We start from the raw sequence: 18,953 nt of genomic DNA, 5'->3' as shown, positions 1-18,953 counted from the left end.
GCGAGCGGCCTGCGAAGCAGGCCGCCTTGAACCCGTATAGAAACTTCTCACAGACTATGCTGCCGGGCCTTCCCGCTGTGACCCCGGTGATTCGGAGCGTCCCAACGGTGTTGTCTAGCTACTGCCGCTGCCATAATGGTCTTCGTGATGACGAAGCCTGACCCTGATGCGGAGTGGTGGACGACCTCCGACGTTGCCGAATACCTTGGCGTTGTTATCGGGACGGTCAGTTCCTATCGGAACCGTGGGCAGATGCCCGAGCCTACTAAGACGATTGGTCGCACGCATCTGTGGTCGCCATCAACCATCATCGCCTGGAATGAGGGTCGGTCGCCGCGCCAACAGGCAGCCGCGCTTGCTAGCTACGAATTCGTGCAAGTTTCTACAGCAGTCGAGACAAGAGACCAGGCCCAAAAACTCGTACGCGCAATCGTAGAGAACAAGCTTGCCGCAGGGGCACAGATCGTCGGACCGGTGTTGTCTGCGTTCTGGCACCTTGGAGAGTTCGGTACGGGTGAAGAGTGGCGGATTCTCCTCAAGACGCGTGCCAGTACCTACGCGGATCTTGAGGCGTACCTGCTGGCGCACCATCCATGGGATAGCCCGGAAGTTGTAGCAATTCCGATTGTGGCTGGATCTGCTGACTGCCTGGAGTGGCTGCGCAAGAGTGTAAAAGAGGATTGACGGTCTAGATCCCGCTAGCTTGCTCTAGAACGGCACGCACCTCGGGAACATTGCGGTTCAATTGCAGTGTTTCGAGCACGGGCTTAAGGCGTTGCCGTGGCCTGACGGAGGAAACACCCGCTGACAGGGTTAAAACGTTCGCCGCTACACCAGCGGCTGCTTCGACTTCGCCCGCCATGAGGTAGGAGTCTGCCAGCCAGCATGAGTAGAGGGCCTTGTCTCGCGCGTGGGTGTCGTTGAAGCCTCGCAGGACTTTTTCGAGGACTGGAACTGCGCGGAGTGGGCGCCGCAATTCCGTCCAGCATCGGCCAGTCATGATCTCAAGCTCTTGCTCATCGACCCAACTCGACCAGTCGGGTTGAGGGCTTTGTTCTTCTTCGCGTAGCGCTTCTTTTGCTGCGGTTAGCGCTGCATCGGCGGCTGAGGCGTTGCCGGCTACGGCGTGTGCCCAAGCTCGTCGCTCATGCAGGAGCGCTCGGGCACTGCGGGGAGCGCTTGGGCGGATAGCGGAACAGGACTGTTCGGCAATGGTCACAGCGCTTGCGGGGTTGGTAAGAATTTCTACGTAGGCGAGGAAGGCCAATGAGTTGCCTACCAGCGAATCACTGTTGGCGGTGGTAGCAAGGTTGTGGCTCTCCTTGTAGAGCTGCACTGCTCTGGCATGATCGCCCATGTCGAACGCGGCCCAGCCCGCCTGCTGTGCCTGTTCAGCGAGGACAGCGAGCAACTCCTTTCCCACGGTCTCTGTCGTGCTTGCGCTCTTGACGAGCGCCTTGGTGGTCTCGTACTCAGCCTGATACAAGCGGAACGTGTCGCCGCCTCCGAGGACGTCGTCGAGTCTGCGGAGGCGTGCCGTTCTCTGCCGCAGAATTGAGGGTAGGTCCGCTCCGACTCTGCCTTTAGCGACCTGTTCGATCGTGCCGCCGAGTCCGAGCGCCGCGGTAGCCCCTGCCAGCGACGCCCGCAAGAAGTCCCTTCGTTGCACCGGTTCACCTCCTCGGCTGTCGTCGTTGATCTTCCATGCGTCGGTTTCGACGTGTTCCCATGGGCGGGCCGCTAGTCCGAGCATATGTCCTGGGATTCTCATCCCATCGGCAATGACTACGATTTTCTCGTAGGTTGTGATGTTTCCCAAGCCCCTTGCGAGTGTTCCGACTCTCTCGGGCTTGATTCCGCAGGATTCGGCAATCCGAGAATAGCTGATTCCAGCCCATTTTCGGGCGAGTGCGAATAGCTGGCCGAAGTCGTGCCGTCCAATGGCCTCGCGTACGTCGGCCCGCTCCAGTATCGCTGGAGGGATTGCTGCTGGCGGTTGGGGTAATTGCACTGGTCGGCTCCCCGTCCTTTCCGGCACATCAACGCGGATCGCTTCATCCTACCCATGATGGGTACCCCCGCGAGGGGCATGAAGGCGGGCCGCATGACGCGGCATCCTAGCTTCAGTCAGCCAATCGAGGGTTGACGCTGACTGACTCAGTCAGCATACTGAGTCGCAGGCAGTTGTCCATGGTGGGCGAGCCTTACACCTCCTAGGGAGCCAGTTATGCCGATCAACCAGCCCCGTCTGATGCTGGACATCACCAACACGATCTTCGAGCTGTCGGACGACGTGACGCCGAAGCGCGACGACAAGACCGGTGCGCAGAAGATGGACCGGGAGACCGGTCTGCCGCTGTGGACCGCTCCGATCTACGGTCGCGGTCGTTCCGCTGGCAAGAAGTGGAACGCGGTCTTCAACATCACCGTCGTGTCCGCCGACAAGCCGGCCGCCGAGGAAGGCGACCAGGTCGTGCCGCTCGACTTGGAGGCCCTGCCCTGGGTGTCCGAGCAGAACGGCCGTTCGCGTAACGGTGTGGCGTTCAAGGCCATGGGCCTGGACGTGGTGTCCGCCCCGATGACGACCGTCCCGGTCGCCGCCTGATCCCGATTCGAGCCTGGCTCCTGAGCCACTGACCCGCAGGAAGCGGGGCCGCCAAGAGATTGGCGTCCAAGAGCGGCCCCGCACCTGTTCATCGAACAATCCCTGAGCCCCCTTGAAGGGGAGGAATCGTCGTGCCCAAGTCTACTCGCCGGGCCATGTTCGGCTCGACCAACAAGGGCCAGACCGTCACGGTCATCGAGGCCCCTACCCGCTACAGCCAGCGCCGTAAGGCCATCATCGCGTTCTGGGTCACCCTGTTCACCGTCGGTCTGCTGACCGGCACGGTCGCCGCGCACTACATGCACCCGATCCTCGGTGGCCTGCTCGGCATTGTCGCCGGTGTCGTGCTCGGTGCGGTCCTGTTCGCGCTGATCGTGGCGTGGCCGGTGTTGCGGATCATCTGGCACTGGCTGCCCGAGATCGGGCTGAGCCTGGCCGTCGTGTACGGCTGGACGTGGCTGATGTCAGCCACCCCGCTGTGGCTCGCCCTGGTCCTCGTCGCCGTCGGCGTCGGCGTCCCGGCGGCGTTCGCCAAGTCTCGGTACTGGGTGCTGGCGCCGCTGTGGTGCCTGATCGTGCGGCATCGGCTGCGGATGTGCTTCGCCGCGTTCATCGCCACCAACCGCACCGGCACGCTGCCGCTGATCCTGCTCGCCCGGCCCACCCCGGCCGGTGAACGCGTGTGGGTGTGGCTGCGTCCCGGCCTGTCGATCCGTGATCTGGAGCAGGACGGCCAGGTGCAGAAGCTGGCCGTCGCGTGCTGGGCCAACGAGGCCCGCGTCACCCGGGCGTCGCGTAAGTACGCCGCGCTGCTGCGGGTGGACATCACCCGCCGTGAACCCTTGGCCGCGACGATCGTCTCGCCGCTGCCCGACTACGTCCCCGACGACATGCCGGCCACCGCGCCGGTCTCTCCCGCGCTGCCGCCGACCGGCGTGAACCTGGTCGACGTTCCGGCTCAGAGCCTCAAGCGCTCACCTGATGACAACAGCGCCGAGTCCCGGCCGCGACGCGCGCGTAAACCGGAACCGCCCGCAGACGAGTACGACGCGAGCGACTACGCCTGACCGCCCTTGACACGTAGGTGTCAAACCCCTTACCCGTGCGCTCCGGCGTGGCCTCGACAACCCGTCACCAGTGCCACGCCGGACACACCCGTCTATCCGATCGGAGCCCGACCAATGACCAACCCACTGGCCGCCCGGCCGAGTGTCCCGGTCGGCACGCTGATGTCCATCTTCGACCCGGTGTTCCTCGGCATCGACGAGTTTGGCCACCCGGTCTACCTGCCGATGATCTACAAGAACATCCTCATCGGTGGCGAGCCCGGCGCCGGTAAGTCGGCCCTGCTGAACACCATCGTCGGCACCGCCGCCCTGTGCCACGACGTGAACCTGTGCCTGCTCGACGGCAAACAGGTCGAACTCGGCCTGTACATGGACTGCGCCGACGTGTTCGTCGGCCCGGACCTGGAACTGGCCATCGCCACCCTGGAACGGGTTCAGGCGGTGATGGACAACCGATCGACGTTCCTGCTGGGCAACAAGCGCCGCAAGGTCCTGCGTGGCGACACCTTCTTCACGCAGATCCTCGTCGCCATCGACGAGATCGCCTACTTCTCGGCCACTGCGGGCGACAAGCCCCGCCGGGAACGGTTCTCCGAACTGCTCCGCGACATCGTCTCCCGGGGCCGCGCTTTCGGTGTCATCGTCGCCGCCGCCACCCAGCGCCCGTCGTCGGACATCATCCCGCCGTCGCTGCGGGACCTGTTCGCCTGGCGGTTCGCCGGCCGCTGCACCAACGACGTGTCCTCCGACATCGTCCTTGGTCACGGCTGGGCCGCCCGAGGGTTCTCCTCCAACACCGTCGACCCCAACAACCAGGGCTGCGGGCTACTCATCGCTGAAGGCGGCATCCCCGCCTTGGTCAAGGCCGCCTACATGACCGACACCGACATCATCCGCGTCGCTGACTACGCCGCCCGAGTGCGGCGCACCGCCCGCGACAACCAGCTCACCACCGAACTGAGGGCCGTCGCATGACCAGCATCGCCGCGCTGATCCCGCGCATCCGTATCGACCGGACGGCTCGCGTCGTCGCTATCCGCTGCGCGTCCTGCCGGACCTGGCGCAAGCCCTGGCACTTCGCCCGCAACACGAACACCTGCCGCCGCTGCCCGACCGGCCGCCTCGGCAGATACCTCGCCACCCGCGCGGCCACCGGCCGCTGAACCGGCACCACCAGCACGACCCCATAGGAACAGCCGACGAACCGGCCCCAAAGCCCTGAGAAAGCCGGACCGGCCCGTCGGCCACCACCACCGCCCACGAAAGGACGTGGCGTCATGCACCGTACCCAAAACCTGACCGCTCCCGCCGCCGACACCGACGGACTCGCTGCCGTCACCCCGGCTGACATCCTGCGCGGAGCAGCCCGATACCTCGAAGAGCATGGCTGGCACCGGGGCGCCTACTACGGCGGCACCGACACCAACCCGTTTCCTCCCGCCGATGTCATCGGCGCTATCGCCATGGCCGCCTACGGCGACCGTCAGGGCCTCTACCACCCACTCGCCTGTGCTGAGGCGACCCGTGACTTCCGCCGCGCCGCCAACGTGTTCTGCGACTACCTCGCCCGCACCGAACCGATGTGCCGGCTGTCCGGTGACCAAGACATCGACCTGGACCTGGAGCTGTCGCCGTTCGTCTGGAACGACGACCCGCACCGCCACGGCCTGCACGTCGTCCTGGCACTCAACGCCGCCGCCAAGGACTACGACCGCATCCACGGCGGCACCCGATGACCATCGAAATCGCTGATGTGACACGTACGTGTCAACCGACCTTCACCACCGCCGGTCTGCTCACCGCGTTGGAGACCGCCTGGGCCGCGATCCGTGCCCGTCACCCTGAGGTTCCCGACGCTGTTCTGATCGTCGGTTCCGGCTCGCCTGCCACAGGCAGCCAGTCGATGAAGTGGGGCCACTTCGCCTCACTGCGCTGGCAGTCCGGCGACACCCAACTCCCCGAAGTCCTGGTCTCCGGTGAGGGCCTGTCCCGCACCCCGGCAGAGGTCTTCACGACCCTGCTGCACGAGGCCACCCACGGCCTTGCCGACACGCGCGGCATCCAGGACACCTCCCGCCAAGGCCGGTGGCACAACAAGAAGTTCGCCACCCTCGCCGCCGAGCTCGGCCTGTCGGCTCGTAAGGACGACAAGCTCGGCTACTCACCCTGCACCCTCACCGACACGGCGTCGGCCGACTACGCCACCACCATCGGCGCTCTCGGTGCCGCTCTGCGCGCCTACCGGCACCCCGAACCGACCGGGGACGGCAAACAGCGCACGAACAACAACAACGGCGTGTCCGCCGAGTGCGAGTGCCCCCGCAAGATCCGGCTCTCCGCAACGGTTTTCGAACTCGGCCCGATCGTCTGCGGCGTCTGCGAATCCGCGTTCCTGCCCGAGGGCATCGACCGCGACACCTACGAATTCCCCTCGTTCGGCCAGCCGTGCAACCACGGCGACGACCAGGCCGACACCGCGCCGGCCGATGAATCGGAGGACCCGATGGTGTTCTACGACCCCACCGGCGAACGGTTCGGCATCCCGACCTATCCGTTCAAGTTCGCCCCCGACGGCTACGCCACCCTGCGCCAACTCCACGCCCGGAACCTGCGTCCCGGCGGGCAGTCCGTTGCCGCGCAACTGATGTGGCGTCGCGGCAAGCGCGTCGCCTACCTCTACCGCATCGACCTCGCGCTCCCCAAGCGGACCGCGACCGCCGCCCAACTGGCGGCCCTGGACAAGGCCAACCGCGCCAAGCGCGTCTGCCCAGCCTGCGACCAGCTCAAGCCCTACCAAATCCCGCGCCGGACCGGCGCCTGCCTCGACTGCACCCCCGGAGGTGTCTCATGAGCCAGCTCGTCAACCTGACCCCGCACCCGATGCACCTCTACCCCGTCGGCACCCCGGACCGGGTGGACCCCGCCACGGTCACCGCCATCGCGGTCATCCCGCCGTCCCCTGAACACCGCACCGTCCGGTTCGGACAACGCGACCTCGGCCCCGACCCTGCCGACATCGGCTACCCGGTACACCGGGTGGCCCTGGGTGTCTCCGACACCGACAACACCGTTCTACCCGAGCCGTGCACCGACACCTGGTACATCGTCTCCACCCTCGTCGCGCTGGCCCACCCCGACCGGGCCGACCTGCTCATGCCCTACGGCACCATCCGCGACCTCGACGGCAGCACCATCGGCGCTACCGGCTTCGCCCGCGCCGCACGCCCGGACGGAGACCACCGATGAGTCTCCTCAATCAGCAACGCGTCCGCGTCGCCGCGACCTACGCCTACGGCGACCCGTGGTCGCCCGCCACCTCGAAGCAATTCCTCGCCTGGACGGTCTTCTGCCCGTGCTGCGCCTTCGGCAGCGCGTTCCCGACCTGGCTGCAAGCCATGGCCGCCGGACTGCTGCACGCCCAACTCTTCCACTGCCGGTTCTGCATCGACCGGCAGATGCCCGCCGGACGCGACGACGTCCTCGGCGAACTCTACGAACGTTGCCCCGCCTGCGGTCCCGCCTGCGAGGACTGCGACGGCATCGCCGTCTACCCCGCCAACTACGACACCCCGGCCGACCTGGCCGCCGACCTCGAAACCTTCAAACTCGCCGCCGTCTTCTGCGACGGCTGCCACGGCGTTGTCGCCGTCATCCCCCTCGACCCGGAGGTCTACGCATGACCACCAACCACACCCCGCCAACGGCCGCCGACGACGGCGGACACCTCGACGTGCTCCGCGACGAACTCAAAACCCTCAAGGACGAACAACGCGACCGCATCCGCGCCCGCGACAACCTCATCTACTCCCTCATCGTGGCGATCGCCGCCGTGGCCGGCGGTACCAAGTTCGCCGGATCGTCGGTGGCGCTGCTGCTGCCACCTGTCGCCCTCGCCCTGGGCTGGACGTATCTGGTCAACGACCAGAAAGTCACCGCCATCGGCGCCTACCTGCGCACCGATCTCGCACCCCGCCTCAGCGCCCTGACCGGCGCTGACGTTCTGCGCTGGGAAACCGCGCACCGCAGCGACCACCGCCGCCGCCAACGCAAAAGCATCCAACTCGGCGTCGACCTGACCGTCTTCATCCTCCCGGCGGCCACCGCCATCGGCTGGTACTGGGCCACCGGCCCCACCCACCCCGCACTCATCGCGGCCTCTGTCATCGAGGCCATCGCCGTGGCCCTCGCCACCTGGCAAGTCATCGCCTACGCCGACCTCACCGCCTGACCGCAAGGACGGCCCACCATGCCTCGCTACTACATCTCCTTCGCCTACCAAAACGACCAGGGCTTCGGCATGGCCGGAGTCGACTTCAACTTCAAGTGGCGTATCGCCGCCATGGAAGAACTCGCCTGCGTTCACGAAGAACTCGCCCGGCAGGGCTACCACAACATCACCATTCTCGGCTTCTCCCTCTACGCCGACACCACCGACACCGCTGCCGCCCGCCCGCATAACACCCCGGCACCCCGGCCGCAGCAGCCTCCGCATCGCCGTCCGTCGCCTCGCCCCGGACGGCACACATGACCACCACACCCGTGCACCGCACGGACACCCAACCTGCCCGCGCCGACCGTCTCCAGGACGGCGTCCTGCTCCTGATCGTGCTGCTCGTCGGCCTCATGGCCGGAGCAGCCTCCTTCACCCACGTCCACGACTGGACCCTCGCCCACAGTCCCGCCGACACCCCCGACTGGTTCGGCTGGGCCAACGCCATCATCAGCGAACTCATCCCGATGGCCGCTCTGATCGAGATCGGCCGCCGACGCCGTGCCAACCGTCACGCGTCGGTGCGGTACTCGATGTGCCTGCTCGTGGCCGCCGTCGGCGTCTCGCTGACCGCGCAGCTCGCCGTCGCTGAGAAGTCCCCGTTCGGCTGGATGGTCTCCGCGCTGCCCGCGCTGGCCTTCTTCGCTCTGTCCAAGCTCGTCTTCACCGCCACCGCACCACCCCGGCCCACCCTCAACCCGGTCACGGCTGACACGCCGGCCACCTCCCCTGCCACGTCTTCCGACACCACGCAGGCACAGGTCCGCCCGGCCGCCGCACCCAAGAAGACCAGGGCCACACCCGTCAAGAAAGCAACCCCGGCGAAGAAGACACCCGCACGGACACCGGCCAAGAAGTCCACCGCACCCGCAACCGCGGACAACACCCCGGCCGCACCCGCGACCCTCCCAGCCCCGGCACCGGCCGCGCCGGTCGATCAGCGATTCCCGGAGCTACTGCTGTCCAACGCACGCACCATCGTCGCCTCGCACCGCGACGAACACGGCGAAGACATCAACCCCAACCAACTTGCGGTCCGACTCCGCGTACCCACCCCGATCGCTACCGACATTCTGACCCGACTCCGTGACAACCCGCCGACGGCGGCCACCACCCGGCCGCACAACGGCAGCACTGTCGGAGCCAATGCATGACCAGCTCGACGCTGCCTCTCGCGCCCACAACATCTGTTGTGGGCACGGGGGAGAACGCCGAGACCTGGCCGTGGGCTACCCCCACCGCCAGCACCTCGCCGCACCCGGACGCCCGGCTCGGCTTCGACCCCGGCGAAGTCATCACCGCCCGCCGCCGTGCCCGAACGAGCGACTACCCCGAATGGCTCGACCACGTCCAGGGCGCCGCCGCCTGCAAACACCCGATCCGGCTCACCGGCCAGATCGACGTGAAGAACCCCGACGGCAGCCTCATGCACTCCATCGACACCGACACCATGCCCGACGGCGCCATCTACACCCCGTGCGGCAACCGCCGCGCCAGCGTCTGCCCGTCCTGCGCCGAGGTCTACCGCCGCGACACCTACCACCTCATCGCCGCCGGACTCCGTGGCGACCGCTGGGGCCTGCCGCCACTGGGCCAGCACCTCGCCGTGTTCCTCACCGCCACCGCCCCCTCCTTCGGCACGGTGCACCACCGGGTGGTCAAGACCCACGCGGCCGACTGCCGCAGCAAGGACACCTGCACCTGCCGGCCATCGGTATGCCACCCGTTCGGCAAACCCTGCCCTCACAGCATCGAGACACGCTGCACCGCCCGGCACAAGGCATCCGATCCGACCCTCGGCCAACCGTTGTGCCTGGACTGCTACGACTACGCCGGACAGGTCGTCTGGAACCACGAAGCCCGTGAACTGTGGCGACGCACCATCCAGGAAGCCGACCGCGACCTGCAACGCCTCGGCAAGCGTCTCGGCGTCACCCTGCGCCGCCGCTACGTCAAGGTCTACGAATGGCAGGCACGCGGCGTCATCCACTACCACGCGGTGATCCGCCTCGACGGCTACCACCCGGATTGCCCCACGGCGATCGTGCCCGCCGACCAGGTCGTCACCCGGGCCATGTTCGCCGAGGTCCTGGAAACCGCGTTCCGCAAAACCTCGTATGTCAGCGCCCCGCACCCGGCCAACGGTGGCAAGGGCTGGCGCATCGCCTGGGGCAGGCAAGGCCTGGACCTCAAGCACATCAACGCCCCCGGCGGTGACGAGAACCTCGCCAAGCTGACCGGCTATCTCGCCAAGTACGTCACTAAGAGCACCGAAGTCACCGGGCAAGTGTTCCGCCGCATCGATGACCTGACCATTGAGCTGCACGCCACCCCGGACACTCACCTCGGCCGCCTCATTCAAGCGTGCTGGGACCTCGGCACCGCCGACGGCTGGCACCGGCTACGCCGCTACGCCCACCAGTTCGGCTGCGGCGGGCACATCACCACCAAGAGTCGCGGTTTCTCCGTCACCTACGGCTTCATCCGCCATCAGCGCACCATCTGGCGGCGCACCCAAGGGTTCCCGCACCTGTGGGACGAGCAGGAAGCCGACCTCGTCGTGTACCGGCTTGGCTACCACGCCACCGGCTGGATCACCACCGGCGACGCCCTGCTCGCCAACTCAGCCGCCGACGCCGCCCGCCGACGAGCCGACGCTGCCCGCGACTACGCCGACGACGACACCGTCACCTCGGCACTCCCTCTCGCAGCCTGACACGTACGTGTCAACCGTTCCTTGACAACTGCACAGCGACACAGATTAACCAGCCCACCCCATGTCTGAGGGAGAAGCCATGCCCGCACGGCCCCGACCCATCCTCGCTGTCCGGCTCATCGGCCCGGCCGATGTCGTCACCGCCCAACGGGCCGCGCTCGTCGCCCAGCTCACCACCGCCTACGGCGACCGCGCGACCTGCCGCACCAGCACCCACCACGCCAGCCGCACCGGCGAGATTCGCGTCTACATCACCGTCACCGCGAAGGGAGACGAATGACCAGACTGACCGCGCTCGAAGCGCTCTGGGACATCGACCAGGTCGCCGAATACCTCGGCGTCCCTGTCCAAACGCTCTACGCCTGGCGCAAACGCCACTACGGCCCGCCCGCCGGACGGGTTGGCCGGCACCTTCGATACGACCCCACCGCCGTCCGGGAATGGTTCGCGGCGCTGACCCGGGAGGCCGCGTAGATGGGACACATCGAAGACCGCTGGTTCAGAACCGTTGCGGTAGATGACGATAAGCCGGTAAGGGTAAAGACGGCGCTGCATGGGAAAGGGCTGCGGTATCGCGTGCGCTACCAGGGTCCTGACGGCAGGGAGCGGTCGAAATCCTTCCCCGATCGGCACAAGAAGGCCGCCGAGGACTACCTCACCGACGTTGAGTCGCGTCGACTCCGAGGTTCCTTCGTGGATCCGATCGCCGGACGGATCACATTCGCCGAGTATGCACAGCGCTGGATGGAACAACAGACGTTCGACGAGTCGACGCGAGAAGTAACCGAGCGGCGGCTACGGCGACACATCATCCCGAAGCTCGGCCATCTCGAGTTGGCCGCTGTCCGGCCCGAACATATCCGACAGTTTGACCGCAGTCTTCAAGTGGCTGGGCTGTCGGACGGGTTCCGATCGGTGGCATTCAGCAACGTCTCGTCCATCCTCAACGCTGCGGTTGACGACGACCGTATAACGAAGAACCCGTGTAGGGCGCGCAGTGCCAAACCGCCCAAGCTTCGTTCTGTCCGCGTCGTGCCCTGGAAGCTTGAGCACGTTGAAGCGCTGAGAAGCAATCTCCCTCGCCGCTACAAAGTGCTGATCGACTTGGGTGCAGGTTGCGGTATGCGGCAAGGAGAGGTCCTGGGCCTTGCTCTGGACGACATCGACTTCGACAAGGAAATCGTCCGCGTCCGGAGGCAAATCAAGATTGTTCGCGCAAAGTTGGCATTCGCGGAGCCTAAAGGCCGCAAGACCCGCGAGGTTCCGCTTCCCTCGTCGGTTGCCGAACGGCTTCGCGAACACATCGCGGAGTTTCTGCCACGATCGATCGCATTGCCGTGGGAAACGCCGACGGGTAAGCCGGTCGCGGCAGACCTGATCATCTACGGGGTCCATGGCGGGGCCATCAATCGGGGTGATCTCAATAAGAAGATCTGGTGGCCCGCCGCCACCCGGGCCGGTATCCCGCAGGACAGGAAGAACGGGATGCATGCCCTACGTCACTTCTACGCCTCCACGTTGCTTGACGCAGGTGAGTCGATCAAGGCCCTCGCGAACTACCTGGGCCATGCCGACCCCGGTTTCACACTGCGGACCTATACGCATCTCATGCCGAGCAGCGAGGAACGGACGCGCAAGGCGATCGACCAAGCGTTCGGCTACCGGTCGGCCAGGCGGCCTGATGACGGCCTGGACCCCGCCAACACGGAAGAAACCGCAGCATAGTGGCATGATCGAACCAGTTGGTCCCGTACCGGCGGCCCACCTCATGTCGGACGTGCAGCAGTCGTGACCAGTGTTACCCGCGCGCAACGCGTCGCCCGTAGGGTCAGGCCATGGCGGATCTTTTCGAGGAGTACCGCCTCGGCCCCGGCTGGGACGAGATGTTCAGCGAGCTCGGCATGCCTCGGGAGAACTACGAGGCCCTGCACGCCACGCTGCAGCCGCTGTCGAGCGCTGAGCTGGGCGTTCGGGCCGAGGTGCTGGCCCGGGCCTTCCTGGACCAGGGCATCACGTTCGCGCTCAAGGGCGTCGAACGGCCGTTCCCCCTCGACATCGTCCCGCGGATCATCGCCGCCGCCGAGTGGCGCTCGGTCGAGCTGGGCGTCGCGCAGCGCATCCGGGCCCTGGAGGCCTTCCTCGCCGACGTGTACGGCCCCGGCCAGGTGCTCGCGGACGGCGTGGTGCCCCGGCGGATCATCGCCACCAGCGCGCACTTCCTGCGTGCCGCGGCCGGCATCAACCCGCCCAACGGCGTCCGGATCCACGTCGCCGGGGTCGACCTGATCCGCGACGAGCAGGGCACCTTCCGGGTGCTGGAGGACAACGTCCGGATCCCGTCCGGGGTCAGCTATGTGATGGAGAACCGCCGGGCGATGGCCCAGGTGCTGCCGGAGGTCTTCGCCGCCAGCCGGATCCTGCCGGTGGAGTCGTACCCGGGGATGCTGCTGCGGGCCCTGCGCGCCGCCGCCCCGATCGGCGTCAGCGACCCGACCGTGGTGGTGCTCAGCCCCGGCGTCTACAACTCCGCCTACTTCGAGCACGCGCTGATCGCCCGGGAGATGGGCGTCGAGCTGGTCGAGGGCCGCGACCTGGTCTGCGTCGGCAACGACGTGGCGATGCGGACCACCGCCGGCGAGCAGCGGGTGGACGTCATCTACCGGCGCATCGACGACGACTTCCTGGATCCGGTGCACTTCCGCGCCGACTCGGTGATCGGCGTGGCCGGGCTGCTCAACGCGGCGCGGGCCGGGCGGGTCACCATCGCCAACGCGGTCGGCAACGGGGTCGCCGACGACAAGCTGCTCTACACGTACGTGCCCGACCTGATCCGGTACTACCTCAACGAAGAGCCGCTGCTGCCCAACGTGGACACGTACCGGCTGGACGAGCCGGGGGTGCTGGCGGAGGTCATGCCCCGGGTGGGCGAGCTGGTGCTCAAGCCGGTCGACGGGGCCGGCGGCGCGGGCATCGTGATCGGCTCGCAGGCCACCGAGGCCGAGCTGGCCGCGGTCAGCGCGAAGATCATCGCCGATCCGCGGGGCTGGATCGCCCAGCGCGAGGTGAAGCTGTCGATGGTGCCGACGCTGATCGGCAACCGGCTCCGCGGCCGGCACGTCGACCTGCGGCCGTTCGCGGTCAACGACGGCGACAAGATCTGGGTGCTGCCCGGCGGGCTCACCCGGGTGGCGCTGCCCGAGGGCGCCCTGGTCGTGAACTCCAGCCAGGGCGGCGGCTCCAAGGACACCTGGGTGCTGGCCGATGCCGACGACACGTCGCCGTTCGAGGTGCCGCACCTGTCGGCCGAGCCGGCGTCGCTGCCCACGGCGTCCAGCCCGGACCCGGGCCCGGGCGCCGGCGCGGCCGACTCCCAGCAGCAACAGCAACAGCAGCAACAGGAAGGGCCGCCGCGATGCTGAGCCGGATCGCCGAGTCGCTCTACTGGATCGGCCGCTACGTGGAGCGCGCCGAGGACACCGCCCGCATCCTGGACGTGCACCTGCAGCGCATCCTGGCCGACCCGTGGACCAGCGAGGACCAGGCCTGCCGGTCGTTGCTCGCGGTGATGGGCATGCCGACCGCGGACGAGCCGTTCACCGCGGCCCGGGTGGTCGGCCTGCTCGGCCTGGACGAGCGCAGCCCCAGCTCGGTGGTCGGCGCGCTGGCCGCGGCCCGGGAGAACGCCCGCGGCGCCCGCGAGACGGTCTCGTCGGAGATGTGGGAGTGTCTCAACTCGACCTGGCACGGGCTGCCCAACGCTCGCCGGCGGGTCGAGCAGCAGGGCGTGCACTCGTTCTTCCGCTGGGTCCGCGAGCGGTGCGCGGTGATGGCCGGGCTGACCGACGCCACCATGAGCCGGGACGAGGGCTGGCTGTTCCTGGTGCTGGGGCGCAGCGTGGAACGGGTGGACATGACCGCGCGGCTGCTGCGGACGCACGAGCGGGCCGGCGGGAGCATTCCGTCGTGGCTGACGCTGTTGCGGTCCTGCGGGGCCTGGGAGACGTTTCTGCGGACGTACCGTGGCTCGCTGGACGACCGCCACGCGGCGGAGTTCCTGCTGCTGGACCGGCTCTTCCCACGCTCGGTCTTCGCCGCGCTCTCCACCGCCGAGGGCTGCCTGACCGATCTGGAGCCGGACCCGGGCCGGGCCGGGGTGGCCACGGACGCGCAGCGGATCGTCGGCCGGGCCCGCACCAACCTGGAGTTCCGCGGCGCGGACGAGCTGATCGACGACCTCGGGCCGGTGCTGGCCAGCCTGGAGAAGACCTGCTCGCAGGTCAACGAGGCGGTCTCGCGGCGCTACTTCCGGCAGACGACGGCGGTCAACTGGGTCCGCGGAGTGGTGGTCACGTGAGCATTCCGGTGGTGGACAGCTGGCGGTTGAAGATCGAGCACCGCAGCGGGTTCGACTACGCCGGGCCGGTGTCGTCGTCCTACAACGAGGCCCGGATGTGGCCGCGCAACGAGACCCACCAGGCCGTGCTGGACGCCCGGGTCGAGGTGTGGCCGCCGGCGCGGACGTACCGCTACGAGGACTACTGGGGCACCGTGGTGACCGCGTTCGACGTGCACGCCAAGCATGAGGCGCTGACCGTCACGGCCACGTCCACCGTGGAGACCCTGCCGCCGGGCGACCTGATCGAGCAGGGCGAGGGCGCGGCCTGGGAGGAACTGGCGGTGGCGGAGAATATCGACCGCTGGTACGAGCTGCTGCTGGCGACCAAGCGGACCGGCCTGAACGACGAGCTGACCGGGATCGCGGCCGACATCCGCGGCGCCCACGCGACACCGCACGCCGCGGCGCTGGCCGTCTGCGAGTTCGTCCGCGGCGAGGTGACCTATCAGCCGGGCGCCACCGGCGTGCAGAGCGACGCGCTGCACGCCTGGGAGCAGCGCAAGGGCGTGTGCCAGGACATCAGCCACCTGACCGTCGGGCTGCTGCGGGAGATGGGGCTGCCGGCCCGGTACGTGTCCGGCTACCTGCACCCGAAGCCGTCGGCGGCGATCGGGGACAGCGTGGTCGGCCAGAGTCACGCCTGGGTGGAGTGGTGGGTGGGCCGCTGGACGGCCTTCGACCCGACCAACGGCGTCCCGGTCGGGGAGCGGCACGTGGTGGTCGGCCGGGGCCGGGAGTACGGCGATGTGCCGCCGCTGAAGGGCGTCTACGCGGGGCCGGCCAGCACCGGGCAAGGCGTCGAGGTGACGATCACCCGGCTGCGCTGACTGTCAGAGCCGCGGCAATCTTGTCAATGGAAAGTTTAGACTGGTGGCATGGCGAAGGAGAGCTACCACCACGGCGACCTGCGGCGTGCCCTGCTCGACGCGGCCGCGGCGGCGATCGCCGAGGACGGGCCGGCGGCGCTGAGCCTGCGGGATCTCGCGCGCCGGGCCGGCGTCTCGCACGCGGCGCCGACGCACCACTTCGGAGACAAGAAGGGACTGCTCACGGCGCTGGCGGCGGAGGGGTTCGACCAGCTGGCGACGGCCCTGCGGGAGACCCGGGCGGCGACCGGCAGCTTCCTGGAGCTGGGGGTCACCTACGTCCGCTTCGCCGCGGCGCACCGGGCCCACTTCGAGGTGATGTGGCGCCCGGACCTCTACCACGGTGACGACCCGGCGCTGACGGCCGCCCGCGAGCGGGCCGGCGACGCGCTCTACTCAGGAGTCGCCGAGCTGCCGGACGGCCACGGAGCGGCGGACGCGCAGGAGGCGGGGCTGGCCGCCTGGTCGCTGGCGCACGGATTCGCCACGCTCTGGCTCAGCGGCGCCCTGCCGGACATGCCGGACCTGCCGGACGAGGCGGCCCGCGCCGTCCTGCGCCACCTCACCCACGGCGGCTGAGCGCGGTCAGGCGATCTCGCAGATCGTGGTGCCGGCCGTCACGGTGGCGCCGACCTCAACCGACAGCTCGGAGACCGTGCCCGCCCGGTGCGCCTGGAGCGGCTGCTCCATCTTCATCGCCTCGACGACCACGATCACGTCGCCCTCCGCGACGGTGTCACCGTTCTGGGCGGCCACCTTGACGATCGTGCCCTGCATCGGGGCGGTCAGCGCGGCGGCACCGCCCGCTCCGGCGGCCTGGGCTCCGGCGCCCGAGCGGCGTGCAGGTGGGCGGGCTGGGTTGACTGTGCGCGTACCGGAAAATGCGCCTGCCGGGAGGCGCACTTCCAGGCGCTTGCCGGCGACCTCGACCACGACGGTTTCGCGTTCCGCTGTTTCGGCCGGCGGGGCGGCGCCGGCGAACGGCGGCACGCCGCCCTGCCACTCGGTCTCGATCCAGTTGGTGTGCACGGTGAAGTCGATGAACGCCTGGTCGCGGACGACCAGGCGGTGGAACGGCAGCACCGTGGCCAGGCCCGCGATGACCGTCTCGTCGAGCACCCGGCGGGCGCGCTCCAACGCCTGGGTGCGGTCGGCGCCGGTCACGATGATCTTCGCGAGCAGGGAGTCGAAGTTGCCGCCGATCACGCTGCCGGCCTCGACGCCCGTGTCCACCCGCACGCCCGGGCCGGACGGCCAGCTCAGCGTGGTGACCTGGCCGGGCGCGGGCAGGAAGTTGCGGCCCGGGTCCTCGCCGTTGATCCGGAACTCGATCGCGTGGCCGCGCGGGGCCGGATCCTCGTCGGACGGCAGGCGCTCGCCGGCGGCGATGCGGAACTGCTCGCGCACCAGATCGAGCCCGGTGGTCTCCTCGCTGACCGGGTGCTCGACCTGGAGCCGCGTGTTGACCTCGAGGAACGAGATGGTGCCGTCCTGGCCGACCAGGTATTCGACCGTGCCCGCGCCGTGATAGCCGGCCTCGCGGCAGATCGCCTTGGCGCTGGTGTGGATGCGCTCGCGCTGCTCGTCGCTGAGGAACGGCGCCGGCGCCTCCTCGACGAGCTTCTGGTGGCGGCGCTGCAGGGAGCAGTCGCGGGTGCCGACCACGATCACGGTGCCGTGGGTGTCGGCCAGGACCTGCGCCTCGACGTGCCGGGGGCGGTCCAGATAGCGCTCGACGAAGCACTCGCCGCGGCCGAACGCGGCCACCGCCTCGCGGGTCGCCGACTCGAACAGCGCCGGGATCTCCTCGAAGGTGCGGGCGACCTTGAGACCGCGGCCGCCACCGCCGAACGCCGCCTTGATCGCGACCGGCAGGCCGTGCTCGCGGGCGAACGTGATGATCTCGTCGGCGCCCCGGACCGGCTCGGGCGTGCCCGGCACCAGCGGCGCGCCCGCGCGCTGCGCGATGTGCCGCGCGGTGACCTTGTCGCCCAGGTCGCGGATCGCCTGCGGGGTGGGGCCGATCCAGGTCAGGCCCGCATCCTGGACGGCCTGGGCGAAGTCGGCGTTTTCCGACAGGAAGCCGTAGCCGGGGTGGACCGCGTCGGCGCCGCTGCGGGCGGCGACCTCGAGCAGCTTGTCGATGCGCAGGTAGGTGTCGGCCGCGGTCTCGCCCGCCAGCGCGTAGGCCTCGTCGGCGAGCCGCGCGGGCAGCCCGTCGCGATCGGCCTCCGCATAGACGGCGACACTGATCAGGCCCGCGTCCTTGCAGGCCCGGATGACTCGGACGGCGATCTCGCCGCGGTTAGCGATCAATACCTTGCGCACCGGCTGAGCCTATCGTCACGCACCGACAAAATTCGCTCAGTCAAGTTTGGCTATTAATCTGGTGGCATGTCGGCGACCCGCATGATGATCCTCGGTCTGGTCCAGTGGATGCAGCCGGTGCACGGCTACGACGTGCGCCGGGAGCTGCTGAGCTGGAGCGCCGACAAGTGGGCGAACGTGCAGCCCGGCTCGATCTACCACGCCCTGCGTAAGCTCAGCGAGGAAGAGCTGCTGCGCGAGGTGGCGACCGAGCAGGTGGGCGCGCGGCCGGCCCGCACCACGTACGAGATCACCGAGAAGGGCGCCGCCGAGTTCCAGTCGCTGCTGCGTGGCAACTGGTGGTCGGTCGCCACGCCGCCGGATCCGTTCATGGCGGCGTTCTCGTTCCTGCCCGCCCTCCCGCGCGCCGAGGCGACCGCCGCGCTGCGCAATCGCGCGGTGCAGCTGGGCGCCGGCGTCACGCAGTTGCAGGCGCTGATCGGCGCCGACTGGGCCGACAACAAGCCGGTCTACGTGAGCTGGATGTGGGAGTTGTCGATCGAGCGGGCGGAGGCGGAGATCCGCTGGTGCGAGCGCATCGCGGCGCGGATCGAGAAGGACGAGCCGTATTTCCGCGTCCCGGCGGAGCAGCCGGCCGGCTGAGTTGATCTCTGAATAATCAAGTTTGACTAGGGTCATCGACGGTCCTACGCTGCCTTTCGACCG

The 18,953-nt window shown here is 68.4% G+C and carries 23 protein-coding genes; 21 read left to right on the top strand and 2 right to left on the bottom strand.

Annotated features, from left to right (window positions below; genetic code table 11):
• Positions 1-147: 147 nt before the first annotated feature.
• Complete coding sequence (gene cutA / locus ACIBQZ_RS07475) at positions 148-684, top strand: divalent cation tolerance protein CutA (RefSeq protein ID WP_396087631.1); 537 nt, start codon at positions 148-150, stop codon at positions 682-684.
• A 4-nt stretch (positions 685-688) separates the two neighbouring features.
• Here the strand turns inward: cutA and ACIBQZ_RS07470 are convergent, their stop codons facing one another.
• Complete coding sequence (locus ACIBQZ_RS07470) at positions 689-1,669, bottom strand: XRE family transcriptional regulator (RefSeq protein WP_396087630.1); 981 nt, start codon at positions 1,667-1,669, stop codon at positions 689-691.
• A gap of 558 nt (positions 1,670-2,227) precedes the next feature.
• Between ACIBQZ_RS07470 and ACIBQZ_RS07465 the strand changes: the two genes are divergently transcribed.
• The 19 genes from ACIBQZ_RS07465 (at position 2,228) to ACIBQZ_RS07375 (ending at position 16,499) form a co-directional block, all read left to right on the top strand.
• Positions 2,228-2,605, top strand: coding sequence for a hypothetical protein (locus tag ACIBQZ_RS07465; RefSeq protein ID WP_396087629.1), 378 nt, complete (start codon positions 2,228-2,230; stop codon positions 2,603-2,605).
• A gap of 131 nt (positions 2,606-2,736) precedes the next feature.
• Complete coding sequence (locus ACIBQZ_RS07460) at positions 2,737-3,672, top strand: hypothetical protein (protein WP_396087627.1); 936 nt, start codon at positions 2,737-2,739, stop codon at positions 3,670-3,672.
• Between the two features lie 114 nt (positions 3,673-3,786).
• Entirely contained in the window at positions 3,787-4,647 is an 861-nt protein-coding gene (locus tag ACIBQZ_RS07455; protein WP_396087626.1) for an FtsK/SpoIIIE domain-containing protein, read from the top strand.
• A complete protein-coding gene (locus ACIBQZ_RS07450) occupies positions 4,644-4,835 on the top strand; it encodes a hypothetical protein (protein WP_396087625.1) in 192 nt (63 codons plus the stop codon). Before ACIBQZ_RS07455 ends, ACIBQZ_RS07450 begins: the two co-directional genes overlap by 4 nt.
• A 114-nt stretch (positions 4,836-4,949) precedes the next feature.
• Entirely contained in the window at positions 4,950-5,408 is a 459-nt protein-coding gene (locus tag ACIBQZ_RS07445; protein WP_396087624.1) for a hypothetical protein, read from the top strand.
• A gap of 767 nt (positions 5,409-6,175) precedes the next feature.
• Positions 6,176-6,523 carry an RRQRL motif-containing zinc-binding protein gene (locus tag ACIBQZ_RS07440; protein WP_396087924.1) on the top strand — a complete coding sequence of 116 codons (348 nt, stop codon included), beginning with the start codon at positions 6,176-6,178 and terminating at the stop codon, positions 6,521-6,523.
• On the top strand, positions 6,520-6,918 hold the full coding sequence (locus ACIBQZ_RS07435; protein WP_396087623.1) for a hypothetical protein: 399 nt from the start codon (positions 6,520-6,522) through the stop codon (positions 6,916-6,918). Before ACIBQZ_RS07440 ends, ACIBQZ_RS07435 begins: the two co-directional genes overlap by 4 nt.
• On the top strand, positions 6,915-7,352 hold the full coding sequence (locus tag ACIBQZ_RS07430; RefSeq protein ID WP_396087621.1) for a hypothetical protein: 438 nt from the start codon (positions 6,915-6,917) through the stop codon (positions 7,350-7,352). The genes ACIBQZ_RS07435 and ACIBQZ_RS07430 overlap by 4 nt, the downstream gene beginning before the upstream one ends.
• A complete protein-coding gene (locus tag ACIBQZ_RS07425) occupies positions 7,349-7,900 on the top strand; it encodes a hypothetical protein (RefSeq protein WP_396087620.1) in 552 nt (183 codons plus the stop codon). Before ACIBQZ_RS07430 ends, ACIBQZ_RS07425 begins: the two co-directional genes overlap by 4 nt.
• Positions 7,901-7,918: 18 nt before the next feature.
• Positions 7,919-8,200 (top strand): hypothetical protein, encoded by a 282-nt coding sequence (locus tag ACIBQZ_RS07420; RefSeq protein WP_396087619.1) that lies wholly within the window; start codon positions 7,919-7,921, stop codon positions 8,198-8,200.
• A complete protein-coding gene (locus ACIBQZ_RS07415; RefSeq protein ID WP_396087618.1) occupies positions 8,197-9,096 on the top strand; it encodes a hypothetical protein in 900 nt (299 codons plus the stop codon). The genes ACIBQZ_RS07420 and ACIBQZ_RS07415 overlap by 4 nt, the downstream gene beginning before the upstream one ends.
• 38 nt (positions 9,097-9,134) lie before the next feature.
• Positions 9,135-10,658, top strand: a complete 1,524-nt coding sequence (locus ACIBQZ_RS07410) for a replication initiator (protein ID WP_396087617.1) — start codon at positions 9,135-9,137, stop codon at positions 10,656-10,658.
• A 79-nt stretch (positions 10,659-10,737) separates the two neighbouring features.
• Positions 10,738-10,938: a hypothetical protein gene (locus tag ACIBQZ_RS07405; protein WP_396087616.1), complete on the top strand. Its 201-nt coding sequence runs from the start codon at positions 10,738-10,740 to the stop codon at positions 10,936-10,938.
• Positions 10,935-11,132: a helix-turn-helix domain-containing protein gene (locus tag ACIBQZ_RS07400; RefSeq protein ID WP_396087615.1), complete on the top strand. Its 198-nt coding sequence runs from the start codon at positions 10,935-10,937 to the stop codon at positions 11,130-11,132. The genes ACIBQZ_RS07405 and ACIBQZ_RS07400 overlap by 4 nt, the downstream gene beginning before the upstream one ends.
• The gene (locus ACIBQZ_RS07395; RefSeq protein WP_396087614.1) at positions 11,133-12,383 is read left to right on the top strand and encodes a tyrosine-type recombinase/integrase; all 1,251 of its coding nucleotides are present in this window, start codon (positions 11,133-11,135) and stop codon (positions 12,381-12,383) included. It begins immediately after the preceding gene.
• A gap of 110 nt (positions 12,384-12,493) precedes the next feature.
• Complete coding sequence (locus tag ACIBQZ_RS07390; protein WP_396087613.1) at positions 12,494-14,077, top strand: circularly permuted type 2 ATP-grasp protein; 1,584 nt, start codon at positions 12,494-12,496, stop codon at positions 14,075-14,077.
• A complete protein-coding gene (locus ACIBQZ_RS07385) occupies positions 14,071-15,012 on the top strand; it encodes an alpha-E domain-containing protein (protein WP_396087612.1) in 942 nt (313 codons plus the stop codon). Before ACIBQZ_RS07390 ends, ACIBQZ_RS07385 begins: the two co-directional genes overlap by 7 nt.
• Entirely contained in the window at positions 15,009-15,881 is an 873-nt protein-coding gene (locus ACIBQZ_RS07380; RefSeq protein ID WP_396087610.1) for a transglutaminase domain-containing protein, read from the top strand. The genes ACIBQZ_RS07385 and ACIBQZ_RS07380 overlap by 4 nt, the downstream gene beginning before the upstream one ends.
• A gap of 48 nt (positions 15,882-15,929) precedes the next feature.
• Positions 15,930-16,499, top strand: a complete 570-nt coding sequence (locus tag ACIBQZ_RS07375; protein ID WP_396087609.1) for a TetR/AcrR family transcriptional regulator — start codon at positions 15,930-15,932, stop codon at positions 16,497-16,499.
• A 6-nt stretch (positions 16,500-16,505) separates the two neighbouring features.
• Here the strand turns inward: ACIBQZ_RS07375 and ACIBQZ_RS07370 are convergent, their stop codons facing one another.
• Complete coding sequence (locus tag ACIBQZ_RS07370; RefSeq protein ID WP_396087608.1) at positions 16,506-18,248, bottom strand: acetyl/propionyl/methylcrotonyl-CoA carboxylase subunit alpha; 1,743 nt, start codon at positions 18,246-18,248, stop codon at positions 16,506-16,508.
• Positions 18,249-18,314: 66 nt separating this feature from the next.
• Between ACIBQZ_RS07370 and ACIBQZ_RS07365 the strand changes: the two genes are divergently transcribed.
• On the top strand, positions 18,315-18,890 hold the full coding sequence (locus ACIBQZ_RS07365; RefSeq protein ID WP_396087607.1) for a PadR family transcriptional regulator: 576 nt from the start codon (positions 18,315-18,317) through the stop codon (positions 18,888-18,890).
• Positions 18,891-18,953: the final 63 nt, after the last annotated feature.

Origin of the sequence: Actinoplanes sp. NPDC049599, from assembly GCF_044465625.1 — a bacterium.
Classification (GTDB): domain Bacteria; phylum Actinomycetota; class Actinomycetes; order Mycobacteriales; family Micromonosporaceae; genus Actinoplanes.
Note: the sequence above shows the minus strand (reverse complement) of the source record. Positions and strands in the feature narration are given on the sequence as shown.

Excerpts from the sequence above, each read along its gene's own strand:
- cutA (WP_396087631.1), top strand. The coding sequence starts at position 148 with ATGACGAAGCCTGACCCTGATGCGGAGTGGTGGACGACCTCCGACGTT.
- ACIBQZ_RS07455 (WP_396087626.1), top strand. The coding sequence starts at position 3,787 with ATGACCAACCCACTGGCCGCCCGGCCGAGTGTCCCGGTCGGCACGCTG.
- ACIBQZ_RS07365 (WP_396087607.1), top strand. The coding sequence starts at position 18,315 with ATGTCGGCGACCCGCATGATGATCCTCGGTCTGGTCCAGTGGATGCAG.
- ACIBQZ_RS07405 (WP_396087616.1), top strand. The coding sequence starts at position 10,738 with ATGCCCGCACGGCCCCGACCCATCCTCGCTGTCCGGCTCATCGGCCCG.
- ACIBQZ_RS07450 (WP_396087625.1), top strand. The coding sequence starts at position 4,644 with ATGACCAGCATCGCCGCGCTGATCCCGCGCATCCGTATCGACCGGACG.
- ACIBQZ_RS07375 (WP_396087609.1), top strand. The coding sequence starts at position 15,930 with ATGGCGAAGGAGAGCTACCACCACGGCGACCTGCGGCGTGCCCTGCTC.
- ACIBQZ_RS07425 (WP_396087620.1), top strand. The coding sequence starts at position 7,349 with ATGACCACCAACCACACCCCGCCAACGGCCGCCGACGACGGCGGACAC.
- ACIBQZ_RS07385 (WP_396087612.1), top strand. The coding sequence starts at position 14,071 with ATGCTGAGCCGGATCGCCGAGTCGCTCTACTGGATCGGCCGCTACGTG.
- ACIBQZ_RS07415 (WP_396087618.1), top strand. The coding sequence starts at position 8,197 with ATGACCACCACACCCGTGCACCGCACGGACACCCAACCTGCCCGCGCC.
- ACIBQZ_RS07445 (WP_396087624.1), top strand. The coding sequence starts at position 4,950 with ATGCACCGTACCCAAAACCTGACCGCTCCCGCCGCCGACACCGACGGA.
- ACIBQZ_RS07390 (WP_396087613.1), top strand. The coding sequence starts at position 12,494 with ATGGCGGATCTTTTCGAGGAGTACCGCCTCGGCCCCGGCTGGGACGAG.
- ACIBQZ_RS07435 (WP_396087623.1), top strand. The coding sequence starts at position 6,520 with ATGAGCCAGCTCGTCAACCTGACCCCGCACCCGATGCACCTCTACCCC.
- ACIBQZ_RS07400 (WP_396087615.1), top strand. The coding sequence starts at position 10,935 with ATGACCAGACTGACCGCGCTCGAAGCGCTCTGGGACATCGACCAGGTC.
- ACIBQZ_RS07420 (WP_396087619.1), top strand. The coding sequence starts at position 7,919 with ATGCCTCGCTACTACATCTCCTTCGCCTACCAAAACGACCAGGGCTTC.
- ACIBQZ_RS07465 (WP_396087629.1), top strand. The coding sequence starts at position 2,228 with ATGCCGATCAACCAGCCCCGTCTGATGCTGGACATCACCAACACGATC.
- ACIBQZ_RS07430 (WP_396087621.1), top strand. The coding sequence starts at position 6,915 with ATGAGTCTCCTCAATCAGCAACGCGTCCGCGTCGCCGCGACCTACGCC.
- ACIBQZ_RS07395 (WP_396087614.1), top strand. The coding sequence starts at position 11,133 with ATGGGACACATCGAAGACCGCTGGTTCAGAACCGTTGCGGTAGATGAC.
- ACIBQZ_RS07440 (WP_396087924.1), top strand. The coding sequence starts at position 6,176 with ATGGTGTTCTACGACCCCACCGGCGAACGGTTCGGCATCCCGACCTAT.